The sequence below is a fragment of the Candidatus Dormiibacterota bacterium genome (genome assembly GCA_035635555.1).
Classification (GTDB): Bacteria; Acidobacteriota; Polarisedimenticolia; order Gp22-AA2; family Gp22-AA2; genus Gp22-AA3.
Window position 1 is genome coordinate 54,862 of sequence record DASQAT010000001.1, and the last position, 22,159, is coordinate 77,020.

19 protein-coding genes are annotated in these 22,159 nt (G+C 68.6%); 6 read left to right on the forward strand and 13 right to left on the reverse strand.

The window, feature by feature from the left end; translation table 11 throughout:
* Window positions 1–75: 75 nt before the first annotated feature.
* From VEW47_00205 to VEW47_00245, 9 genes are all read right to left on the reverse strand, one after another.
* A complete protein-coding gene (locus VEW47_00205) occupies window positions 76–1,167 on the reverse strand; it encodes a DUF3187 family protein (protein HYS03589.1) in 1,092 nt (363 codons plus the stop codon).
* Between the two features lie 9 nt (window positions 1,168–1,176).
* Entirely contained in the window at window positions 1,177–2,652 is a 1,476-nt protein-coding gene (locus VEW47_00210) for an efflux transporter outer membrane subunit (protein ID HYS03590.1), read from the reverse strand.
* Entirely contained in the window at window positions 2,649–2,867 is a 219-nt protein-coding gene (locus tag VEW47_00215) for a hypothetical protein (protein HYS03591.1), read from the reverse strand. Before VEW47_00215 ends, VEW47_00210 begins: the two co-directional genes overlap by 4 nt.
* A complete protein-coding gene (locus VEW47_00220; GenBank protein HYS03592.1) occupies window positions 2,864–6,022 on the reverse strand; it encodes an efflux RND transporter permease subunit in 3,159 nt (1,052 codons plus the stop codon). The genes VEW47_00215 and VEW47_00220 overlap by 4 nt, the downstream gene beginning before the upstream one ends.
* Window positions 6,019–7,164, reverse strand: coding sequence for an efflux RND transporter periplasmic adaptor subunit (locus tag VEW47_00225; GenBank protein ID HYS03593.1), 1,146 nt, complete (start codon window positions 7,162–7,164; stop codon window positions 6,019–6,021). Before VEW47_00225 ends, VEW47_00220 begins: the two co-directional genes overlap by 4 nt.
* A complete protein-coding gene (locus VEW47_00230) occupies window positions 7,161–7,445 on the reverse strand; it encodes an Os1348 family NHLP clan protein (protein ID HYS03594.1) in 285 nt (94 codons plus the stop codon). Before VEW47_00230 ends, VEW47_00225 begins: the two co-directional genes overlap by 4 nt.
* 219 nt (window positions 7,446–7,664) lie before the next feature.
* Complete coding sequence (locus tag VEW47_00235; protein ID HYS03595.1) at window positions 7,665–8,153, reverse strand: hypothetical protein; 489 nt, start codon at window positions 8,151–8,153, stop codon at window positions 7,665–7,667.
* 209 nt (window positions 8,154–8,362) lie between these two features.
* Complete coding sequence (locus VEW47_00240; GenBank protein ID HYS03596.1) at window positions 8,363–8,965, reverse strand: hypothetical protein; 603 nt, start codon at window positions 8,963–8,965, stop codon at window positions 8,363–8,365.
* Complete coding sequence (locus tag VEW47_00245) at window positions 8,958–11,078, reverse strand: sigma-54-dependent Fis family transcriptional regulator (GenBank protein ID HYS03597.1); 2,121 nt, start codon at window positions 11,076–11,078, stop codon at window positions 8,958–8,960. The genes VEW47_00240 and VEW47_00245 overlap by 8 nt, the downstream gene beginning before the upstream one ends.
* A 528-nt stretch (window positions 11,079–11,606) precedes the next feature.
* Between VEW47_00245 and VEW47_00250 the strand changes: the two genes are divergently transcribed.
* Both VEW47_00250 and VEW47_00255 read left to right on the forward strand, forming a co-directional pair.
* The gene (locus VEW47_00250) at window positions 11,607–11,981 is read left to right on the forward strand and encodes a hypothetical protein (GenBank protein ID HYS03598.1); all 375 of its coding nucleotides are present in this window, start codon (window positions 11,607–11,609) and stop codon (window positions 11,979–11,981) included.
* Window positions 11,982–12,111: 130 nt separating this feature from the next.
* Window positions 12,112–12,672 carry a hypothetical protein gene (locus VEW47_00255; protein HYS03599.1) on the forward strand — a complete coding sequence of 187 codons (561 nt, stop codon included), beginning with the start codon at window positions 12,112–12,114 and terminating at the stop codon, window positions 12,670–12,672.
* Window positions 12,673–12,685: 13 nt separating this feature from the next.
* Here VEW47_00255 and VEW47_00260 read toward each other — a convergent pair whose 3' ends face one another.
* The 3 genes from VEW47_00260 to VEW47_00270 form a co-directional block, all read right to left on the reverse strand.
* A complete protein-coding gene (locus VEW47_00260) occupies window positions 12,686–13,258 on the reverse strand; it encodes a hypothetical protein (GenBank protein HYS03600.1) in 573 nt (190 codons plus the stop codon).
* Window positions 13,259–13,349: 91 nt separating this feature from the next.
* Window positions 13,350–13,910: a hypothetical protein gene (locus tag VEW47_00265; protein ID HYS03601.1), complete on the reverse strand. Its 561-nt coding sequence runs from the start codon at window positions 13,908–13,910 to the stop codon at window positions 13,350–13,352.
* A gap of 22 nt (window positions 13,911–13,932) precedes the next feature.
* Window positions 13,933–15,192 (reverse strand): MFS transporter, encoded by a 1,260-nt coding sequence (locus VEW47_00270; protein ID HYS03602.1) that lies wholly within the window; start codon window positions 15,190–15,192, stop codon window positions 13,933–13,935.
* Between the two features lie 107 nt (window positions 15,193–15,299).
* Here VEW47_00270 and VEW47_00275 point away from each other — a divergent pair, with 107 nt between their 5' ends.
* From VEW47_00275 to VEW47_00290, 4 genes are all read left to right on the forward strand, one after another.
* Window positions 15,300–17,480, forward strand: a complete 2,181-nt coding sequence (locus VEW47_00275; GenBank protein HYS03603.1) for a S9 family peptidase — start codon at window positions 15,300–15,302, stop codon at window positions 17,478–17,480.
* Between the two features lie 50 nt (window positions 17,481–17,530).
* Window positions 17,531–18,685 (forward strand): Re/Si-specific NAD(P)(+) transhydrogenase subunit alpha, encoded by a 1,155-nt coding sequence (locus tag VEW47_00280; GenBank protein ID HYS03604.1) that lies wholly within the window; start codon window positions 17,531–17,533, stop codon window positions 18,683–18,685.
* A gap of 194 nt (window positions 18,686–18,879) precedes the next feature.
* Entirely contained in the window at window positions 18,880–19,152 is a 273-nt protein-coding gene (locus VEW47_00285) for an NAD(P) transhydrogenase subunit alpha (GenBank protein ID HYS03605.1), read from the forward strand.
* Window positions 19,149–20,561, forward strand: coding sequence for an NAD(P)(+) transhydrogenase (Re/Si-specific) subunit beta (locus VEW47_00290; GenBank protein ID HYS03606.1), 1,413 nt, complete (start codon window positions 19,149–19,151; stop codon window positions 20,559–20,561). Before VEW47_00285 ends, VEW47_00290 begins: the two co-directional genes overlap by 4 nt.
* A 7-nt stretch (window positions 20,562–20,568) precedes the next feature.
* On the opposite strand, the gene VEW47_00295 is transcribed toward VEW47_00290, so the two are convergent.
* Window positions 20,569–22,047 carry a hypothetical protein gene (locus VEW47_00295; GenBank protein HYS03607.1) on the reverse strand — a complete coding sequence of 493 codons (1,479 nt, stop codon included), beginning with the start codon at window positions 22,045–22,047 and terminating at the stop codon, window positions 20,569–20,571.
* Window positions 22,048–22,159 lie beyond the last annotated feature (112 nt).

Consider the following 22,159-nt stretch of genomic DNA (forward strand, 5'->3'; position numbering starts at 1 on the left):
GCTCCCTCTGGAAGCGTGATGAGGAATTCGAGGGCGCCCTGATCGCGAGCGGCGCTTCGCCCCCCCCAATCATGTTCAGGGACGGCGCGCGATCCAGGCGAGGGTCAGCGACACGCCGATGTCGGGTGTGTTTTCGAAGTTCGCCACGTTCTCGGTGACGGCGAAGCCATAGACCAGCTGCCCGCGGACGGTGCGCAGGCCGAGGCTCGCCTGGAACTTGTCGGCCTTGAGCTGGTCGAGGGTCGTGTCGCGGACCGTGCTCTCGCTGGCGTAGAGTTGGACGATCGCGTTCGTGTGGGGCGTCACACCGACCTCCCAGGCCGCGGTCAGCGTCGGAATCACCACCTGCCTCAGCGCCACGCCGAACACCTGGCCGTCCGTGCGCACGACGCTCGCGCCGAAATAGACCGCCTGGCGCGAGAACTTCCCCTGCAGCGAGGCCTGCAGGCCGTAGTCGTTGCTTCCCGTCGACAGGAACAGGCGCTCGCCGCGCCAGGCGATCTTCATGGCCCCGTCGAGAACGAGCCCCCACCGCGAGCCCGAGAGCGGCCAGGAGTGGCGCAGCCCGATCACCGGGTCCCCCAGGCCCCCCTCGATCGGCGGAGACAGGAAGGACGTCTTGATCCCTTCGACCGAAAGGACTCCCTGGAAGCGGTTGCGGGCCACGAGGTCACGCCCCTCGGTGTCGAGGCCGAACGTCTTGTGGAACCCCTCGATCGTCCCGTCGAGAAATCCGCCGGTGAAGTCGTACGCCGAGAGCGTGAGATAGGCGGACGAGTGGCGCGTGAGGCCGTAGTGGAACGTCAGGTCCAGGAGACCGAACTCGCCGTCCACGAAATAGGCGTCCTGGCCGAGATTCAGGATCGCGTCCGCGTCGGCCTGCGTGAGCGGGCGGCGCTCACCGCGCGCCTCGAGGTAGGACTTCACGTTGTCGCTCATCACGAAGGTGTTGCTGTACGACACGTCGGCCTCGATCGCCCAGGACCCGGGGCCGGCCGAGACCGCGTGGGCCGGGAGCATGTCGAGACGCAGGAGATTGAACGGAGTCATGTCGCGGATCCTGAGCGGCCCGAGGAGCTCGGTCTCGCCGCGCACGGGTGTCGCGGCCAGCCCCAGCAGGACCACGACAAGACCCGCCGGAACGCGCCATCCGGCCCGGGTGATCATCGCGCCCCATCACCTCGTGCTCTTCGGCGCCGCGGTGCCCGACGGAGCGGGCGTCGAGGCCGCCGTGAGCTCCGGCGCCCGCCACCCCGCCGGATCGGAGAGCTTCCAGCCGCCGCCGAGGGCCTTGTAGAGCTGGACGAGGGTCGCGAGACGCTCGAAGCGGATCCGCGCCAGGGCGTTCTCGGCCGGGAAGAGCTGCTGCTGCGCCTGGAGCACCTCCAGATAGTCCGACAGGCCGCCGACGTAGCGCGAGTTCGAGAGATCGACCGCCTGGCGAAAGGAGGCCACGGCGCCCGCCTGCTCCTTCTCGGCTGCGGCGAGCTTCTGGTACGCAACCAAAGCAGTCGCCACTTCCTCGAACGCGCCGGTGACGCTGCGCTCGTACTGAACCTTCGCCTCCTCCCACCGGGCCAGGGCCGCGCGGTGCTCGTTCTTGAGACGCCGCCCCTGGAAGACGGGACTGAGGAAGCCGCCTCCGACCGACCAGGTCCGCCCGTCGCCGAACAGATCCGACACCTGGCGCGACACGCCGCCGAAGGCGCCGGTCAGGCTGAGGGCGGGGAAGAAGTCGGCCACCGCGACGCCGACCTCGGCGTTGGCCGCCACGAGCCGCTGCTCCGCCCCGCGCAGATCGGGGCGGCGCTCCAGCAGGTCCGACGGCAGACCCGCCGGAATCTCCGCGGGCAGGAGCTGATCGTTGAGGAGAGTCCCGCGCGGGATCGACTCCGGGGGCCGCCCCAGGAGGAGGGCGATCCGGTTCTCCTGGGCCGCGATCTGCCGCTCGAGGTCCGGGATGCTCGCCGATGTCGAGGACAAAGACGCCTGGGCGCTGGATGTCTCGAGCGCGGACGCCGCCCCCGCCTGCAGGCGCCGGTCGAACAGGTCGTAGGTCTCCTTGAACGCCCCCGCGGTCCGCCGGGCGATGTCGAGCTGCAGATCGAGCTGGCGCAGCTCGAAGTAGCTGGTGGCGACATCGGAGACGAGCGACAGCAGGACGCCCCGGCGCGCCTCCTCGGTGGCCATGTACTCCGCCAGCGCCGCCTGGTTCAGACGGCGGATGCGCCCCCAGAGATCGATCTCCCAGGTGAGGCCGAGATTGACGTCATAGAGGTTCACCGGTGCTGTGCCGAGCGTCGAGCCGAGCGACTGCCGGCTGCGCGACCAGCCGCCGTCCGCCTGGATCGCGGGGTCGAATCCGGAGCGGACGATCCCGGCGCTCGCCCGCGCCTCTTCCACACGCCAGGCCGCGAGACGCACGTCGTAGCCGTTCTGGAGCGCCTCGTCGATCAATCCCTTCAAGGCGTCGTCCTGGAAGATCTCCCACCAGGCCCGGTCGGCCAGGGAGGCGGCCGCGGTCGCGGCTTCGTCCCCCCGGATCTGATCGGGTGTGGTGACGGGAGGTCTGGTGTATTCCGGCCCCACGGCGCAACCGGTGACGAGAGCACCCGTGAGTGTCACAGCCGCGATCGCAACGAGGCGTCTCATGTCCGCTCCCCTCCTTCCGGGCCCGCGGGCGTGCCCGCCGGAAGCGACTGCAGCATCGACGTCGTCCCCGCCTCGGCCCTTCGCTGCGACAATCGGCCGACCATCACGAAGAGAGCGAGGGCCGCAACGATGACGAGCGCGGTCGCCGCCAGCGCCCCCGCGATCGCGATCTCGCTCCTCAAGTTTCGGACGCGCGACATCAGCAGTCTGATCATTCCCCCACCTCCTGCCGGACCGGCTCGGCGCCGGGGAGCCACGCCTGCCCGGCGCGCAGGAACGACACGCGGTCGAGCACGCTCTCCTGGAACCGCTCGAGGTACAGATAGATGACCGGAGTGACGTACAGCGTGATAAACTGGGACACGACGAGCCCGCCGACGATCACGAGCCCGAGCGGCCGGCGCGAGGCGCCGTCGGCCCCGTAGCCGAGCGCAATCGGGAGGGCCCCGATGACCGCGGCCAGCGTCGTCATGAGGATCGGCCGGAAGCGGTCCATGCTGGCGTCGTGGATGGCGCGCTCGGCCGTCTCCCCCGCCGCCACCCGCTGCCGGGCGAAGTCGACGATCATGATTCCGTTCTTCTTGACGATCCCCATCAGCATGAACATGCCGACGAACGCGTACAGCGAGGCCTGCTCCCCGAACAGGTAGAGCGTCAGGAGGCCGCCGACGAGCGCCGTGGGGAGGGTCGACAGCACCGTGAGCGGATGGACGTAGCTCTCGTAGAGGATCGCCAGGATGACGTACATGACGAACACGGCGAGCGCCATCAGGAGGGTCAGGCTCTTCACTGTGTCCTGGAAGGTCAGCGCCTCCCCCTGCAGACCGGCGCGCAGGGTCTGCGGCACCAGCGGCGCGGCGGCGGAGCGGATGAAGTCGGTGGCGTCGCCGATGGCGACGCCGGGCTTCAGGTTGAAGAAGATCGTGACGCTCGTGAACTGGTTCAGGTGGTTCACGGCCTGCGGGCCGAGCGTGGTGTTCCAGGTGACCAGCTCGCGCAGCGGCACGAGGTTCTTCCCGTCGTCCGACTTGATGTAGAGGAGCGACAGGTCCTCGGGCCTGGCGCGCGCGGCGTCCTCGACCTCCAGGATGACCTGGTACTGGTCCTCCGGTTTCTTGATGAGATAGAGGTAGTTCTGCGAGTAGGCGTTGCGCAGGAGGGCCAGGATGCGCGTCTCCGACACACCGTAGGTCTTCGCCTGGTCCCGCCTGATGTCGATGTCCAGGTTGGGGGTGTTGTTGAAGTAGTCGGACGAGAGCGTCAGGAAGCCCGGGAACTCCCGGAGCTTGCCGAGAAGCTTCGACGCCACGTCGTACACCTCGTCCGAGTCGACGCCCGACACCGTGTAGGCGTACTGCCCCTGGTTCTGGTTGGTCGCCCCGGTGCTGATCTCGAGGACAGGATAGGGACGCAGAAATGGAAAGACGCCCGGGATGCCCCCGAGTCTTCCCATCAGCTGCGCCGCCGCCACGGCGATCGGCCCGCGCGCCGCCGCCGGCTTCAGGAAGGTGAAGGTGATCCCCTGGTTCGAGGCGACGAAGTTGCTGTTCCCCGTCATCGTGAAGTCCATCAGGACGTTCGGGTCCTGATGCAGCGCGTCGTCGACCCGGTCCTGGATGGCGTGCATCTGCTCCGGCGAGGAGCCTTCCTTGCCGATGAACACGCCGAAGACGACGCTGCTGTCCCCGGGGGGCAGGAAGGCCTTGGGGATGGCCGTGAACAGCAGGAACGTGCCGGCGAGACAGGCGGCCCAGACGATCGCCGAGACCCAGCGATGCCGCAGGAACCACCAGAGCGACGCCCCGTAGCCGGCGAGCACCCGCTTCTCGGCCCCGCCGATGACCCGCTCCATCCAGGTCTTCTTCGATCCCTCGCCGCGCTCCTTCAGCATCCTGGCGCACATCAGGGGCGTCAGGGTCAGCGACACCAGCCCGGAGGCGAAGATCGCCACCACGATCGTGACGGCGAACTCGCGGAAGATCCGCCCGACGAGGCCGGTCATGAAGACCAGCGGGATGAACACGGCCGCCAGCGAGATCGTCATCGACAGGATCGTGAAGCTGATCTCCCGGGCCCCGTTGAGGGTCGCGTCGAGGACCGTCTCGCCGCGCTCCAGACGCCGCACCGTGTTCTCCAGGAACACGATGGCGTCGTCCACCAGGAAGCCGATGGCGAGCGTGAGGGCCATCAGCGACAGGTTGTCGAGGCTGTACCCCAGGAGCCGCATCGCGATGAAGGTGAGCAGGAGCGACAGCGGCAGCGCCACGGCCGGGATCAGCGTGTCGGTGGCGCGCCCCAGGAACAGGAAGATCACCAGCACGACCAGGACGAAGGCGATCAGGAGCGTCGCCTGGACGTCGCCGACCGAGTGGACGATCGACTGCGAGCGGTCGTAGATCGGCGTGACCCGCACCGAGCCCGGGAGCTCGGCGGAGATCACCGGCAGCTCCTGCCTGATGCTCCGGGCCACCTCCACCGCGTTCGCCCCGGCCTGGCGGTTGACCGCCACGACGACGGTCGCCGACGGGACCGGGTAGCCGCGCACCCAGAACCTCATGTTGATCCGCTCGTCCTGGACGGAGTCCTCGGCCCGCGCGACATCGCGCAGGTACACCGGGTCGCCCCCCTGCCCCCCGACGATCAGGTTCTCGTAGGCTCCGGCCCCCTCCAGCTGCCCGCGCGGCCGCAGGAGCGCCGTGCCGGCCGCCCCGTCGAGCTGTCCCGCACCGGCGTAGGAGGTGCCGTTCTTGATGGCGGCGGCCAGGTCGTCGACCGAGATCCCCCTGGCCCACATCGCCGACGGGTCGGCCTTGATACGCACCGCCGACTTGGTGCCGAAGACGTTCACGCGCGACACACCCGGCAGGATGCTGATCCTCTGGCCGACCTGCGTGCTGCCGTAGTCGTACAGCTGTCCCGCGGTGACCGAGTCGCTCGTGAGGGCGATGTACATGATCGGCTGATCGTTCGGGTTGGTCTTCGAGAACGTCGGCGGCGACGGCAGGTCCACGGGAAGACTGCCCGTGGCCTGCGTGATCGCCGTCTGCACGTCGGTGGCGGCCGCGTCGATGCTCTTGCTCAGGGCGAACTGCAGCGTCATGCTGGTGTGCCCCTGCGTGCTCTTGGAGGTGACCAGCTCCAACCCGTTGATCTGCATGAACTGCCGCTCCAGGGGCGTGGCGATGTTGTTCGCGATCGTCTCCGGGCTCGCGCCCGGGTAATCGGCCTGCACCTGGATGACCGGATAATCCACCGCCGGCAGATCGTTCACCGGAAGCGCGCGATAGCTCAGGACACCGAAGAGGATGACCGAGACGGTCAGGACCGCGGTCATGACCGGACGTCGGATGAAGGGCTCGGAGAGGTTCATGACTCACCTCGCGCGCCCGCGGGCGTGGGGTCTTGTCTGGCCGTGGCGCTCGGTTCTTCCCGTACCTTCCCTCCGGGGGTCACGCCGAGCTGGCCGTTGACGACCACCCGTTCGCCGGAGCCCAGGCCCTGGTCGATTACCACGAGCTCGCCCTGGCGCTGGCCGGTCTTCACCGGCCGCAGCTCGGCGGTGTCGTCCGGCTTCACGACATAGACGAACTGGCCACGGGCCGACATCTGCGGCGCCGTCGCGGGCACCAGCACGGCCCCCGGGAGCGTCGACAGGACCAGGCGGACCTTGACGAAGCGCCCCGGCCAGAGGCGGTGATCGGCGTTCGGGATGGTGGCGCGGAGGGTGACGTTGCCCGTCCCGGCCTGGACGGCGTTGTCGAGGAACGTCAGCGCCCCGTGAAGGGGGCTGTCGGGCTCATCAGGGAGCCGCACTTCGACGTCGAGCGTCCCCCTCCGCATATTTCCCTGCACCGCCGACAGATCGTTCTCCGTGACGGTGAAGTCGGCGTAGATCGGGTCGAGACGCTGGATGGTCAGCAACGAGCCGCTGTTGGCCGTCACGACGTTACCGATGTCCACGAGCCGCCGACCGGCGCGCCCGTCGATGGGAGAGCGGATGGAGCAGTACTGGTGATTGAGACCGGCGTTCTCCACGGCCGCCTTCCCCTGCTGCACCTGCGCCACGGCGACGTCCACCGCGTTCTTCCGTGTGTCGTACTCCTGCTGCGAAATCGCCTTCGTCTCGACGAGCTGCTCGCCGCGCGCCAGCTGGATACGCGCGAAGTCGAGCGCCGCCCCCGCCTGCGCGAGGTTGCCGGCCGCGGAGTCGAGCTGGGCCTGGTACGGCCGTGGATCGATGGTGAACAGCGCGTCCCCCTTCTTCAGATTGGCGCCGTCCGTGAAATGGATCTCCGTGATGCGCCCCGAAACCTGCGGCTGGATGGAGACCATCTCGCGCGCCACGACCTTGCCGATCCCGTCGAGATAGACCGGCACGTCCCGCGTCACCGCCGCGGCCACCGAGACGGCCGCGGGCGGCCGCTGAAACGCGGAGACCGCGGCCTTTTCACAACCGACGAGTGCCAGGACCCAGAAAACGACGGCGCTTGCCTTGACGAGTATCGAATTCACTTGGTGTTCCTCCTCGGGATGAACTTCTTGAAGCTGATCTTCTGGAGCCGGGGATCGAGGCATCTGGCGAATCGCCTGCAGGCGGAGAAGTTCAGGTCACGGAGCGCCTTGAGCTCCACGGGAGTCAGCTCGGTTCCCGAGCCGATCAGCTCCTGGAGCGCCGCCTCACGCTCCGTCTCGAACCGGCGCCGGAAATCCTCGTCGGTCGCCAGCCGGCCTATCACCTGCTCCACGTTTCGCTGCGACATCGTCCTCACCTCCAGCGCCTGTTCGTACTTCACGACTCGTGCCAACTCTGCGGAGCACTGAGATCGGGCCGGCAAGAGGCTGTCGGAGCGGCACTTGCGCCGCCGCCCCGAATCGGCCGTGCGCGAACGGGGACTGCTTGAAATCAGACAGGTGCGGGAAAACCGTCGGCGAAGCGGGCGCACGGCACCCCCCGAACGTTAGAAACCCCGGGCCGTCGAGCGGCCCGGGGTCCCTTGCGGAGGGAACTGGCTTCAGTGGCGGGAACTTCTGAGGAGGAGAATGAACGTCACGTAGTGCGTCACCAGGAGCCCGGGCACCCAGAACGCCGGGATCCAGTAGGCCGGGCCCATCGAGACGGGAGCCCCGTAGATGGTCGCCAGCGCGATCGCGACGACCAGGTCGAGCGTCCCGACGATGTTGAAGACCCACACCAGCCGCCGTCCGGCGTTCCAGTCCTTGAGCACCGCGGGAATGGACGCGAAGGCGAGAAGGGCGGTCAAGAGGTCTCCCAGCGCGGCCGGATACGCGAACTGCGGAGGCATGCCCGGGTACACGGCCCCGCGGGTCAGGAACATGAGCCCTAGGTGCCGGAGCGAGTGCACCAGCAGAATCGGGACCATCACGGCGCGCGGAGCGAGGTCTCCGAGGCGCGGCAGCAGGTAGATCCGGGCCGCGACGTAGAACACCAGCGTCGTGCCGATCAGGTTGAGCGTCAGGATCCGGTCGAGAATGGTCTGCATGGCTCCTCTTCCTATTTCACACCGCGTGCCAAGCCGCCCGAAATCGAGCGTGAGCGAGACAACGGACTCACATTGCAGAGGTTACGATTGGTGCCCGGCAACGGAACGGGCCGGGATGGATTGCGGGGAATCAGACAGGTGCGCGGAACCGGTCAGCGCCAAGATCGGCCAGCCTCTCCGGCGGGTGCGACCCGGACGGTGATTGGAACTCAGTTTCCGGCGAGCAGCAGCCAGGCCAGCAGGGCGGCGGATTTCTGATCCGCGCCCCAGGGAGCGCCCAGCGGCTGTCCAAGCGCCCGGACCGCCGTGGCCAGCTGCGCCGGAGTTTTTCGCAGCTTCGAAGCCGCACGGTCGACCAGATCGCGCTGGCGAATCCGGACGACGGCGAGATTGCATCGCCGGCATCCCTCCGCCAGCGCGTCGCGGAAGTGATTTCCGTCCGCGGTGTGGATCAGGGCGTGCGAAGCGAGAACGGCGGCGAGACTGTCCCCCTTCCGGCCCGAGGAATCGAGAATCCCCGCCGCCCGGGGCGCGGGCCAGCGCTTGACGGTCTCGTCGATCAAGGCGCGGATCGCCTCGTGCGCCATCGACCCGGCGCTGCTGCGGAGGCGCGCCAGACGCTCCTCGGCCTTGTCCACAGGAAGCTCCTCGACCTCGTGATAGGGCTGCTTCGATCCGGGCAGGCGGGGGTCCGCCATCTCGACGCGGTTGCGTGTCAGGACCAGCGGATTATCGGTGTCCCCGGCGACGATCACGACGGCGGCCCACCCGGAATGCGGTGCGAATCCCAGAACGGGCCGAGGATCAGCCACGGGGCCCGGCGGAGCCTTCCCCCAGGCCGTGCTTCTGCATCCGGGAGTAGAGCTGCGAGCGGGTGATGCCCAGAAGGCGCGCGGCGCGCGAGCGGTTGTTCTTCGACTCCTGCAGCGCCTTGGTGATCAGATCGCGCTCGACACCGTCCAGGCTCACGCCGCCGGACGGGAAGGATTCGGCCGCGCCGTCGTGACTGCGCGCGGGGGTCGGGGGCCCGACGCCGATCGGCAGGTGCTCGACCGTGATCAGGCCGCCGTCGCACAGGATGGTGGCGCGCTCGAGGGCGTTGCGCAGCTCGCGGGCGTTGCCGGGCCACGGGTAGGAGAGCAGCGCTTCGTGGGCCTCGCGCGAGATTCCCGCGGCGGGGCGGCCGACGGCCGGTCCGATCTCCTCGAGGAAGGCCTCGGCCATCGGCAGGATGTCCTCGCGCCGCTCGCGCAGCGGCGGCAGGCGGATCTCGAAGACCCGCAGCCTGTAATAGAGGTCCTCGCGGAACTGTCCGCGGGCCAGGGCCGTCTCGAGATCGCGGTTGGTCGCCGCCACGATCCGCACGTCCGCCTTCATCGGCCGCGTTGCGCCGAGGCGCTGGAACTCGCGCTCCTGCAGGACCCGCAGCAGTTTCGCCTGGACGGCAGGGGTCATCTCCCCCACCTCGTCGAGAAACAGGACGCCCCCCGCGGCCTGCTCGATGCGGCCGGGCCGCGCCGCCACCGCCCCGGTGAACGCCCCCTTCTCGTGCCCGAACATCTCGGACTCCAGAAGGTTCTCCGGCAGGGCGGCGCAGTTGAGCGCCACGAAGGGGCCGCGCGCGCGGGGCGAGCCGCGGTGCACGAAGCGGGCCACGACCTCCTTCCCGGTCCCCGATTCCCCGGTGAGCAGCACCGTCGTCTCGGTCGGCGCCACCTTCGTCGCCTGGGTGAGGACCGCCTTCCACTTTCTCGAGTCGCCGACCACGCGGCGGTAGCCCCGGCTCGTCTCCAGCTCGTCCCTGAGCGCCTCCACACGCTGCTCGAGCCGGGCGGCCCGGTCGCGCGCCTCGGCCGCCTTGCGCTCCTCCTCGGCCAGACGCTGGTGGGACAGCGCAAGACTCACGTGATCCGCCACCCGGCGGGCCACCGGGACGTCCTCCTCCGAGTACTGGCGCGGCGTGCGCGACGCGAAGATCAGCGCGCCGAGACCGCCGTCGAGCCGAAGCGGAATCTTGAGGACCGAGCGGGTCCCGTGCGCGCGGCACCAGGCGTTGCGCCCGCAGCCGTCGTCCGGCTCCTCCTCGACGTCACGGATCAGGACGTACTCGGGCTGCGGCTGGTCGATGTATTTCTCCGCCAGCTTCATCTTCTTCGGGAGACCCTCGACCGGCTCACCCGAGACCGCGTCCACGGTGACCTCGCGGCGGTCGGCGCTCAGCGAAGTGAGCACCAGACGGTCGTGGGGCAGGACCGGACCCACCACCTCGGAGACCCGGTTGAAGACCTCCCGGATGTGAAGGCTCCCGGCCATCGTCAGAAGCAGCGAGTCGATGGCATCCAGGCGCCGCCGGCGCGCGGCGTCGAGGCTCCACAGTCTCTCGTGCTCGAGGGCCAGTCCCAGCAGCGTGGCGATCGGCCGGATTGCCGCCTCGTGCTCGACCGTGAAAGCCGCGGGGCGCCGGGACCAGAATGAAACTGCGCCGGCGAGCGTCTCGCCGCGGACGAGGGGGGCGCGCAGGCCGGACCGCAGACCGCGCTCCAGCAGCAGGCGATCGAGGACGTGGCGCGGGTCGAGCTCGCGCTCCGCGTCGTCGATGCGGATGACGCTCCCGGGCGCCACCCGGATGGCGGGAGAAACATCCTCGGTGCGGAGGGTGCGCGGCAGATCCTCGGTGTTGCCGGAGATGGCATACACCGTCCACGTGTCCGTCGCCTCGAGGCGACCCACCGCCATGATGTCGAACGGCAGGACGGTGGCCGCGGCTTCGGCGACACCCGTGAAGACGTCCTTCAGCTCGAGGGCGCCGGAGACAGCCTGTGCGATGCGACCGAGCGCGACTGCGAGGGGGGCAGGAGCCATGATCGTTGCACCCGGTTCGCCGCGGCCCGACACCGCGACGATCCCGGCCGTCCTGGTTGTCATGTTAGCTCCATCATAGCACGCAGGAATGTCGATCCCGGATCAAGTCAGCAGCCACAGACCACGGGCCATCATCGCGGCCACGAAGACCATCAGCACGACCAGGGCGCCCTCGAGATCGTTGATCCGGGCGAGGAGCGCCACGCGGGCCATTGTGGACGTAGAAGTCGGTCTCCTTGTCTAATCCCGCGAGGACGCGTGTGAGACCGGTGCCGATCCAGAGAAGCGCCGCGATCCCCCAGACGTTGTCCGCGGCCAGCACCCTTCGGATCGCGTCACGATCGAACGTCTTCGATCGCAGGGCCCGGCCCCGCAGGAAGACCGATCCCAGCCCGATGCCGAGCGCCAGCAGGTGCAGGGCCGAAAACAGGGCCGCGATCAAGAGCGCCTCTCCTCGTCAATCCCGGGCGACGGTCCGAGGGCCGCCGCGCGGCATGCCTCTGTCCCGACGCCATCCTACCGTGACATCATGGCTGACGTAGGGAGGCGCCCCCGGGTGACAGGTTTTTTCATGAGATTCCGGCTTTTCGCATGAAGGGGCTCCGGGTCGCGGTCATCCTGCTCGTCGTCCTCGAGGCGGGCTGGATCACCTTCGACGGGGCGCAGGCGCTGAGAACCGGGGGGTATCTGAAGCCCCGCCTCGGCGCCTACGGCGGCAGGGTGGGCGAGTGGACGAGGGTCGCCTCGGTGCTCGGCGCTCCACCCTCGTCCACCCGGGCCAAATGGACGCTCATCGGGTACGGCATCGCCTGGCTGTGCGCGGCGTTTGCGTTCGCCCGCGGCGCCGGCTGGGCCTGGTGGGTCCTGTTCGTCTTCGCCGGCGGCGCGCTCTGGTATTCGATCCTGGCTGTGCCTCTGTTCCTGGCGCAGATGCTCCTGCTGATCGCCGTGCGCCGGGACACCTGACCGCCCGCGCGCGAAGGCGTCCCGCCCTCCCCATCCGGCGGGACGCATTGTCCAGTGAGGCGCTCTTGACCTACCATTCCCGCCGCCCGGGAGGGGCGACGGGCCCCGCTCCGGCAAGGGAGGTGCTGCGATGCCGTTCGGAAGCCTGTGGCTCCCCGTGATCGTCTCCGCCGTGGTCGTCTTCGTGGCCAGCTCGATCCTCCACATGATGTTGAAGTACCACAAGGCGGACATGAAATCCCTGCCCAACGAGGAAGCCGTGCGTGAGGTGCTCGCGAAGGGGAACCTCGCGCCGGGTCTCTACCACACGCCGTACTGCGCCGATTTCAAGCAGATGAAGGACCCGGCGTTCATGGCGAAATTCGAGAAGGGACCGGTCGCGATGATCACCGTCCTGCCGAAAGGGGCTCCGATTCTGCAGAAGCACCTGGCTCTGTGGTTCGGCTTCAGCGTCCTCGTGAGTTTCGTCGCCGCCTATGTCGCGCGCCACACGCTCCACCCCGGCGACGACGGGATGCTCGTCATGCGGATCACCGGCACGGTCGCCTTCGCCGGCTATGCCCTGTCGCAGATGAGCGACTCGATCTGGAAGGGGCAGCCCTGGTCCAACACCGCGCGCGCCCTCCTCGACGGCACGATCTACGCCGTGCTCACCGGGCTGGTGTTCCGGCTGATGTGGCCGTCCGTGTAGGCTGAACCGAGTCTCAGTGGCGCAGATCCGGATTCCGTCCCCCCTGGGCGGGCTCGGTCTCGACACCGGTCACGGCGAACCACTTGTCCTCGCTCCCGGCCAGGATGAACACGATCGGAGCCACGCAGGGGTTGGGGAGGACCAGAGTCGCATCGATGTCGGAATTCCCCCTGACGGTCGCGGGGAATCCCTGAGTGGTGACGTTGGACGTACCGACCGCAGTCTCCGATTCCTCCGTGAGGCAGCTCACGGTCGCCCGGAACGTCGGCTCGTCGTTTTTCCCGATCTCGCCCGGGGGCGTGCGGGGATCGTTGCCGAAGACCAGCCCGCGCACCCTGAGGTGAAGGAGCCCGTTCACGTCCAGAGTTCCGTGGACGGAGCCGGCGATGACCCACGGCGCCTCGTCGCCGACGATCCCCCGAATCGGGTTCGCGTCTCCGATGAATGGTCCGTCCACTCCATACATCCTGTCGAATGCGATGATCCTGGGGACCCGCGAGAGGTCCTCCCGCATGTCCTCCCTTCCCGTGAACGCCAGACTGACAGAGGCCAACAACACGCCGACGACGACGGTTCCGCGGTCCATGGCTTTCCTCCCTTTCTGGGATCGACGGCAGCATCCTAGACCCGGAAATTCCGGCCGGCAAATCACGCCGTGATGCGTGCCATCCGCCGGCTCACGGCTTCCCCGGGGCGTCCGGCCCGTTCGCCACGCAGCCGATGCGCACCTCGGACCAGTCCTCCGGGACAGCGTCGGGGTCGCTGTCGTCACCGCCGTCCCAATGCACGCTCACGAAGCACAGCACCTTCTCTCTCTCGTAGCCGAAGGCCGTGCCGTCCGGTCCGTCGGCGTCGTATTCCGGGTTCTCCTTCCAGCCGCGCTCGACGAACCACGTCCCCAGGCGGACGTCCGGCAGCGGCGTGTTCTTCAGCGCGGCAAACGTCCCGCGCGCGTGGACGCCGCAGCCCGGCCGTTTCTTCGTGCTGCGCGGATCCTCGACCGGCCCATCCGGCCGATCGACGCTCGCTCCGGGAAACGTCTTCAGGAGCGTTGCCGCGGCGTCGCAGGCGTCCAGGACGGCAGCGGGGAGAGCGGAGCGCGCGGGAGATTTCGCGGCGCCCTTCGGCGGACGCGGGGCGGACGCCGGAGGGGCCTGCCCGGAGTCGCCCGCGAGCGTCAACGACACGGCCATGGCGAACATCAGAACGACGTCCGATCCGATCGTTCGAGCATGCATCACGTTCCTCCCGATTCCATCGTCATGGAGGGCCGGCGGGTCTCGACACGCCGGGCTCCGGCTCCCCGAAGAAGCTGCGGCCTCGCCGCTCCGATCCGAAGAGCAGCACGGCCGTCAGCGAGACGATCACCACGAATTCGAACAGAGCGAGGGCCGCCGGATATCCCACTCGTCCGGCCAGGGCGTACTGCAGGCTGTTCGTGGGCGCGGCGAACAGGATGCCGAGCTGGTAGGCGAGCCCGGGCATCAGCCCGCGGGCCGCGTCGGGGGCGAGCTCGTTGAGGTGGGCGGGGATCACTCCCCACGCCCCCTGCACCCCCACCTGCATCAGGAAGGCCCCCAGGGCCAGCACGGGCAGGCTGTGCCCGAAGGCCCAGAGCGGGATCACCGCGAGAGACAGCCCGAGGGCGAACATCATGCTCCGCCGGCGGCCGCTCTCGGAGAAGTGCCCGAAGACGATCGCCCCCAGGACCGCCCCTACACTGAAAAGGATGGCGATGGAGGACACCGTGCCGTCCGCCAGCAGGTGCGTCGTCTTCAGGAAGTCGGGGTACAGGTCCTGCGTCCCGTGCGAGAGGAACATCATCAGAGTCATGAGCGCGATCAGATAAACGAAGCTCCTGCCGTGCCCGGCGACCGCGCGCAGGATCGCGCCGACGGTGGGAGCGCGGTTCTGCTGCCACGCCTCGGACTCGGGCACGCGCAGGCGGATGTAGAGGGCGAGCAGGGCCGGGACACCGCCCAGCCAGAACATCGGACGCCAGCCCCAGGCCGGCAGAACCAGGCGCGCGCAGACCGCGGCCATCAGGTAGCCGATGGAGTAGCCGGATTGAAGAATGCCGCTGAGCACACCGCGCCAGCGCCGCGGTGCTATCTCCATCGCCAGCGAGGCTCCCACCCCCCACTCCCCGCCCATGCCGATGCCGTAGAGCGCGCGCAGCACCAGGAAGACGGTGTAGTTGGGTGCGAAGCCGCAGCCAAACTCGATGAGGGAGAAATAGATGACGTTGGCCATGAGCGGCCGGCGCCGGCCGTAGCGGTCGGCGAGCATGCCGAAGATGACGGCACCGACCGGGCGCAGGGCCAGCGTCGCGGTCAGTGTGGCCACGATCGCCCCCTTGGTCACGCGGAACTCGGCGGCCACGCGGTCCATCATGAACACCAGGATGAAGAAGTCGAAGGCGTCGAGCGTCCAACCGAGGAAGCTCGCGGCGAGCGCGTGCCTCTGCTCGGCGCGGGTGTAGACGCGGGGGCCGGCGGGGCGATCGGGGAGCGTGCTCATACTCGTATCGTACCCTGAGCGCCCGTGGCCGCTCACGCCGCCGGACGATGGCCACTAGGCGTCCGCGCCGTGGTCGGGTAACATGCCGCCCTTCCGAGGAGGAGCAGATGCGGCGACGCACGAGGGTCCTCATCATTGTGCCCTGCCTGTGGCTCTTGAGCCTCGTCCCGGCTCCGCTGGCCGGCGAGAAGCGACCGATCACGGAGCAGGACCTCTTCCGGTTCGTCTGGATCGCCGACCCGCAGATCTCGCCCGACGGCTCGCGCGCGGCGTACGTGCGCGTCACCGTGAACGAGAAGAAGGAGGGTTACGAGACGCAGATCTGGATGGTCTCGACCCGGGGAGAGGCGCCCGCGCGACTGACGGGCGGCCCTCGAGACGCCGGCCCGCGCTGGTCCCCGGACGGCCGCCGGCTGGTCTTCACGCGCTCGCTCGACGACGGCGGGCAGCCGCAGCCTCCGCAGCTGTACGTGCTGCCGGCACACGGCGGGGAGGCGTGGCCGCTGACCACCCTGCCGAAGGGGGCCGGCGCTCCCGCCTGGTCGCCGGACGGCAGCAGGGTGGCGTTCCTGAGCGGCACGACCGACGAGGACATCACCCGTGCCGGGAAGAAGAAGGGATCCGGCGATGCCGAGCGCGAGAGCGACGTGCGGGTCGTCACCTTGGCTGTGTACAGGGAGGACGGCGAGGGGTACGCCGACCCGAAGCATCATTCTCATATCTGGACGGTCGCCGTGCCGGCCGAAGCGGACAATGCCACCGCACCGAAGCGGGTCACCACCGGTCCCTTCGACGAAGGGCCTCCGGCGTGGTCCGTCGACGGGACGCGGATCTATTTCACCTCCGATCGCAACCTCGAGCCCTATTACGAGCTGCCGACCTCGGCGCTCTACGCGGTCCCCGCGGCGGGCGGAGAGATCACGCGCGTCGTGGCGATGGAGGGGGTGGTCGGGCCGTTCCGCCTCGGTCCCGGCGGACGCCAGGTCACGTTCGTCGGGGCGGTGACCCGCCCGCCGCGCTCCTACGATCAGCCCCGGCTGTTCGTGTCGGACACGACGCCGGACTCCAGGCCGCGGTTGATGGCACCCGATCTCGATCGCGACGCCGGGTCCGGCATCATCGGCGACCAGCACGCCCCGCGTGGAGGGGCCGGGCCCTCCCCCTTCTGGACGGCGGACGGCCGCTTCATCATCGCGGCCGTGTCGGATCAGGGCACGGCAAATCTGCGACGCTTCGACGTCAAGGAGGGGCGCACGCGGATGGTCACGAGCGGAGACCAGGAAGTCTCGGGCTGGACCGCCACGCCCGACGGCTCGCACATCGTGGTCCTGGTTTCGACACCCACCAACATCGGGGATCTCCACCTCGTCGAGGCCGACGGCACGCTCACACGGCTGACCGACGTCAACCGGGAGCTCTTCTCGGGGCTGAGGCTCGGGGAGCCGGAGGAGATCCGGTACACGAGCTTCGACGGCAGGACGATCCAGGCCTGGGCGCTTAAACCACCCGACTTCGATCCGCGCAGGAAATACCCTCTGATCCTCGACATCCACGGCGGGCCGCACGCCGCCTATGGGTACAACTTCTTCCACGAGTTCCAGACGATGGCGGCCCGGGGTTACGTCGTCCTCTACCCGAACCCCCGCGGCAGCACGACGTATGGCCAGGAGTTCGGGAACATCATCCAGTACCGCTATCCGGGAGACGACGCCCGGGATCTGCTGGCGGGCATCGACGAGCTCGTCCGGCGCGGCTACATCGACGAGACGAAGCTCGGCGTCACGGGCGGGAGCGGCGGAGGCGTCCTGACCAACTGGCTGATCGGACATTCCACCCGCTTCGCCGCCGCCGTCTCGCAGCGCTCGATCGCCGACTGGTCCGCATGGTGGTACACGGCCGACTTCACGCTGTTCCAGCCCACCTGGTTCCGGGGCGCGCCCTGGGAGCAGGCCGACGACTTCCACGCCCGTTCGCCGCTGAGCTACGTCAGCGAAATCAGGACACCTCTCATGCTCATCGAAGGCGAGGCCGACTACCGGACGCCGCCGGCGACCGGGGGTGAAGAGATGTTCCGGGCATTGAAGTATCTGCATCGCCCCGTGGTCATGGTACGCTTCCCCGGCGAGTCGCACGAGCTGTCGCGCTCGGGCGGCCCCTGGCATCGCGTGGAGCGTCTGCAGCACATCATCAACTGGTTCGACATTTACCTGAAATCCAAGGAACTCCACATCTACGACATCGAGGGTGCGGAGACGCCTCGGAAAACGGCGGGGCCTGCAGGCGGGTGAGCGTGCATCCCTCGGCCGGCGGGGCCGCGGGCCGAGGCGAGGAGACGGGAATGAGGATCGCCGTTCCGAAGGAGACGAGACCGGGCGAGCGTCGCGTCGCGCTCGCGCCGGACTCGTGCAAGAAGCTGGTCCAGGCGGGATACGCCATCTCGCTCGAGAGCGGCGCCGGCGATGCGGCCTTCCTCCCGGATGACGCCTTTCGCGAGGCGGGGGCCGCGGTCGAGACCGACGCGGCGGCGATGGTCGGCTCCGCCGATATCGTTCTGCACGTGAACCCGCCCGCGGCCGACGGCGCGGTACGCGATGAGATCCCGTGGATGCGGCCGGGAACGATCCTCCTGGGGTCCCTGATGCCGCTGCGGAACCCCGAGGTCGTGCGAACCCTGGCGGCCCGCCGGATCACCGCGTTCTCGACCGACGCCGTCCCGCGCACCACGCGCGCGCAGTCCATGGACACGCTCTCCTCGATGGCCAACATCACCGGCTACAAGGGGGTGTTGCTGGCCGCGACCGAGCTGGGCAAGTACTTCCCGATGTTCATGACCGCCGCGGGGACCGTCTTCCCCGCCAGGGTCTTCATCATCGGGGCCGCGGTCGCGGGGCTGCAGGCGATCGCGACCGCCAGGCGGCTGGGCGCCAACGTGTTCGCCACCGACGTGCGGCCCGAGGTGAAGGAGCAGATCGAGAGCCTGGGAGCCAAGTACGTCGGCGTGGAGCTGAAGGAGAGCGCCTCGGCCGGAGGGGGATACGCCCGCGAGCTCTCGGAGGCGGACAAGGTCCGCCAGCGCGAGCTGCTCGCGGAGCAGTGCGCCCTGGCCGACATCGTGATCACCACGGCGCTGATCGGCGGAGTGACCGCGCCCAAGCTCATCACGGCGGCCATGGTGAAGAGGATGCGGCCCGGCTCGATCATCGTGGACCTCGGGGCGGACGGCGGAGGCAATTGCGAGGTGTCGCGGCTCGGGGAGAGCATCCTCGTGAACGGTGTCCGGATCATGGCTCCCCTGAATCTCCCGGCCACCATGCCGACTCACGCCAGTCTCCTCTTCTCGCGCAACCTGGCCGCCTTCATCCTGACGTTCACGAAGGACAAGTCGTTCGTGCTGGATCTCTCCGACGACATTCAGAAGGCGTCGATCATCACCCGTGAGGGCGAAATCCTGCATTCGAGGACGAAAGAGGCCCTGCAGAAGGTCCGCGTCTAGGCCCATTTCACCCAACTGATCTTGAAAGGAGGCGAACACGTATGTCCGGACGGCAGATCGCAGGGCGGGTCGTTCCGCTGATCGGCGCCGTGGCGGCCACCGTGGCGCTTGCGCAGACGCCGGGTGACCTCCCTCCGCCCGCGACCGCGGGCGCGCTCCCGGCCGCGGAGTCCGCGTCTCTTGACTACTGGTCGATGCTCTTCGTGTTCATGCTGGCGACCTTCATCGGGGTCGGCGTGATCAGGCGCGTGTCCCGTCTCCTTCATACACCGCTCATGTCCCTGACCAACGCCATCTCGGCCATCGCGGTGGTGGGCTCGATCATCGTCACAGGGTCCGAGCACCCTCTGCATATCCGCATCCTGGGGGCCATCGCGCTGTTCGCCTCGACGACCAACATCGTCAGCGGCTTCCTGATCACCGACCGCATGCTCAAGATGTTCAAGGGAGACGGGGGCCGGAAATGATTGTCGCCTTCACCCAGCTCTCCTACGTGGTGGCGACGGCGCTGTTCATCCTCGCGCTCCACTGGATGAACGACCCGAAGACGGCCCGCCGCGGCGTCTACGGCGGCGTGGCGGCCATGTTCCTCGCCATCCTCGCCACCTGGGCGCAGCCCCAGGTGATCGTCCACCACGTCTGGATCGTCATCGCCATCGCCCTGGGCTTCATCGTGGGGTGGCCGCTGTCGCGCGTTCCCCTGACGGCGGTGCCGCAGCGGACGGCCCTCTCCCACTCGTTCGGCGGGCTCGCCGCGGGCCTGGTCGGCACGGCGGAATATTTCCTCTGGCTGGGCGAGGCCCCGGTCAACCTCACGCCGTTCCGCATGACCGCCATCATCGCCGAGATCATCCTCGGCTACCTGACGTTCACCGGCAGCCTGATGGCCGCGGGGAAGCTGCAGGAGATCCGCTGGATCCCCCAGCGGCCCGTGACCTTCCCCCTGCAGAACGCGCTCAACATAGGCCTCCTGCTCCTGGCCGTCATCGTCGGCGCGGCCCTGGTCCTCAACCCCGCGGCCCCCTGGTCGGCCACGGCGTTCCTGGTCATCATCGGCCTGGCGCTCCTGTTCGGCGTCCTGCTCATCATCCCGATCGGCGGCGCCGACATGCCGACGGTCATCTCCATCCTGAACGCCTACGCCGGCCTGTCCGCGGTGGCGATGGGCTTCGTGCTCGACAACAAGCTCCTGATCACGGCGGGGGCGCTGGACGGCTCGAGCGGTCTGATCCTGTCGGTCATCATGTGCAAGGCGATGAACCGGTCGTTCTTCAACGTCCTGTTCGGCGCCTTCGGCAAGGTCGAGGCCGTGAAGGCCGCCTCCGGTCAGAAGGTCTACAAGACCGAGACGATCGAGGGGGCGGCGCAGCTTCTCGAGCAGGCCAGCCTCGTCGTGATCGTCCCGGGCTACGGCATGGCGGTCGCCCAGGCCCAGCACAAGGTCCGCGAGCTCTACGATCAGCTGAAGAAGCGCGGCATCACCGTCAGGTTCGCCATCCACCCCGTGGCGGGGCGGATGCCGGGCCACATGAACGTGCTGCTCGCCGAGGCGGACATTCCCTACACCGACCTGGTGGAGATGGACGAGATCAACCCGGACATGCCGCAGTGCGACGTGGCGCTCGTGGTGGGAGCCAACGACGTCGTGAACCCCGCGGCGCGCTACGACAAGTCCAGCCCGATCTACGGCATGCCGATCATCGACGCCGACAAGGCCCGGACGGTCCTCGCCATCAAGCGCAGCAAGAATCCCGGGTTCGCCGGAATCGACAACGAGCTGTATTTCTCGGACAGGACCTGGATGCTGTTCGGAGACGCCAAGGCGGTCGTCGGCGAGCTGGTCAAGCAGCTGTCGGGCGGCTCAGGGATGCACTGAGACCAGCCTAGCGCTGGGGCGCGACCGCGTCGATGAACTGGGTGTGGTGCAGGAAGTCCTGGACCAGGGCGTCCCCCGCCTCGGCGTCCTCGCGCGGCACCGCGAGTGTGACCTCGTGCACGTCGTGGCCGTCCTGGTCGTACAGGAAATAGGCCAGCACGGCGATCTGCTCGCCGGTCTTCGCCTTCTTCTCGCCGACGTAGCGGAACCCGTGGAATGGCGCCGGGATCTTCCCGTCGTCGACGAGTGTTCTGAACTCCCGCTTCTCCATCTCGGCGGTGTAGTCGCGGTGGAACTGCTCCTGATCGTCGAGCAGGCTCTGCGGATGGGCGAAGACCGTGAGGCGCGCGCCGGTCCGAGCGTGGGTCCACTGCGAGCGGGCGTCATGGTTGTCCTTGAAGAACTCCCAGTCGGCCGCCTTGCGGCTGCCGCTCCACGCGCCGTCCGCGGTCGAAACATCGAGATCGCGCTCCAGGCGCGGACGGGCGGCCGCCGCCAGCGGGAAGGCGCCGGCCACCAGGAGCACCGACAGCACTCCGCCCGCGAGGCCCATCTTGCGCACCCGCTCGCGCCGCCCCTCAGGCTCCGGGATCGAGCGCGCCCCGAGGACCTGCCCGACGTGGATGCTCTCGATCTTGGTCAGGAAGAGGAACAGCGCACCGATGGCGAGGGCCGGACCGATCCCGTCCGACTCGGACGAACCCATGAGCATGGCCAGCCACACGGCGAAGAGCATGGCCTCGCCCAGGAAGTCGAGCGTCCCCAGGAGGGGATAGCCGAGGTAGAAGAGACCTGCCCCCGGGAAAGCGAGGGACAGCAGGGTCGCGAGCCGCGTCGACCGGAACCGGACGCGGCAGCCGGAGCACGACTCCGGCGCCGGCGGCACGGCGGCGCCGCACTGCGGGCAGTGCCAGAGCGGCTGAGCCTGCGCGTGCGCGGCCCCCTCGGCAAGGAGCCGCGTCTGCAGCTTGGGAAGCAGAAGATTCAGGAGCTTCTTGTCGCCGCCGAACCGGATCCTCCATCCCTGCTTCTTCCCCTGCGCCGGGACCGCGGTCAGCTTGCCGAACGACAGCTTGAGACCGCCGAGGCCGCGGTACGCGTACGAGCGAATCCGCGTGCCCGGTCCGTTGGCCCGGAAGTTCAGGAGAGCCTCGACGATTCGCTGATCAGTGAAGACGAGGACGACCTGGTGGTAGGCCAGGACGAAGTGGCCGAGGCCGATGGAGTGCAGGAAGGGCGGGACCTGGGTCGCGTAGACGACATGCAGGATGTGCTCGCCGGGCTGCAGGAGGCGCTTCACCATCGGGCGGACCGCGTTCCACTGCTCGCGGCGCTTGCGCTGCTGCCGGCCGCTCAGGAACTTCGAGGCGCCGGGGAACAGGTCATCGGGGGACGACTTCCCCGCCTGCTCCACCAGAGGCCGGTCACCGAGCGGTCCCAGGAACTCCGGTTCGATTTTGTAATCCCCAGCGCTGCGCGCATCCATCGGCTCACCTCCGCGAACCCAAAGTTATTCCCGGAAGCGGCGCCGTCAACCGCCGCGGGCCCCCGATTTGGACGGAGTGCGCTACAATCCGCCCGGCCGGCCCGGAGGACGG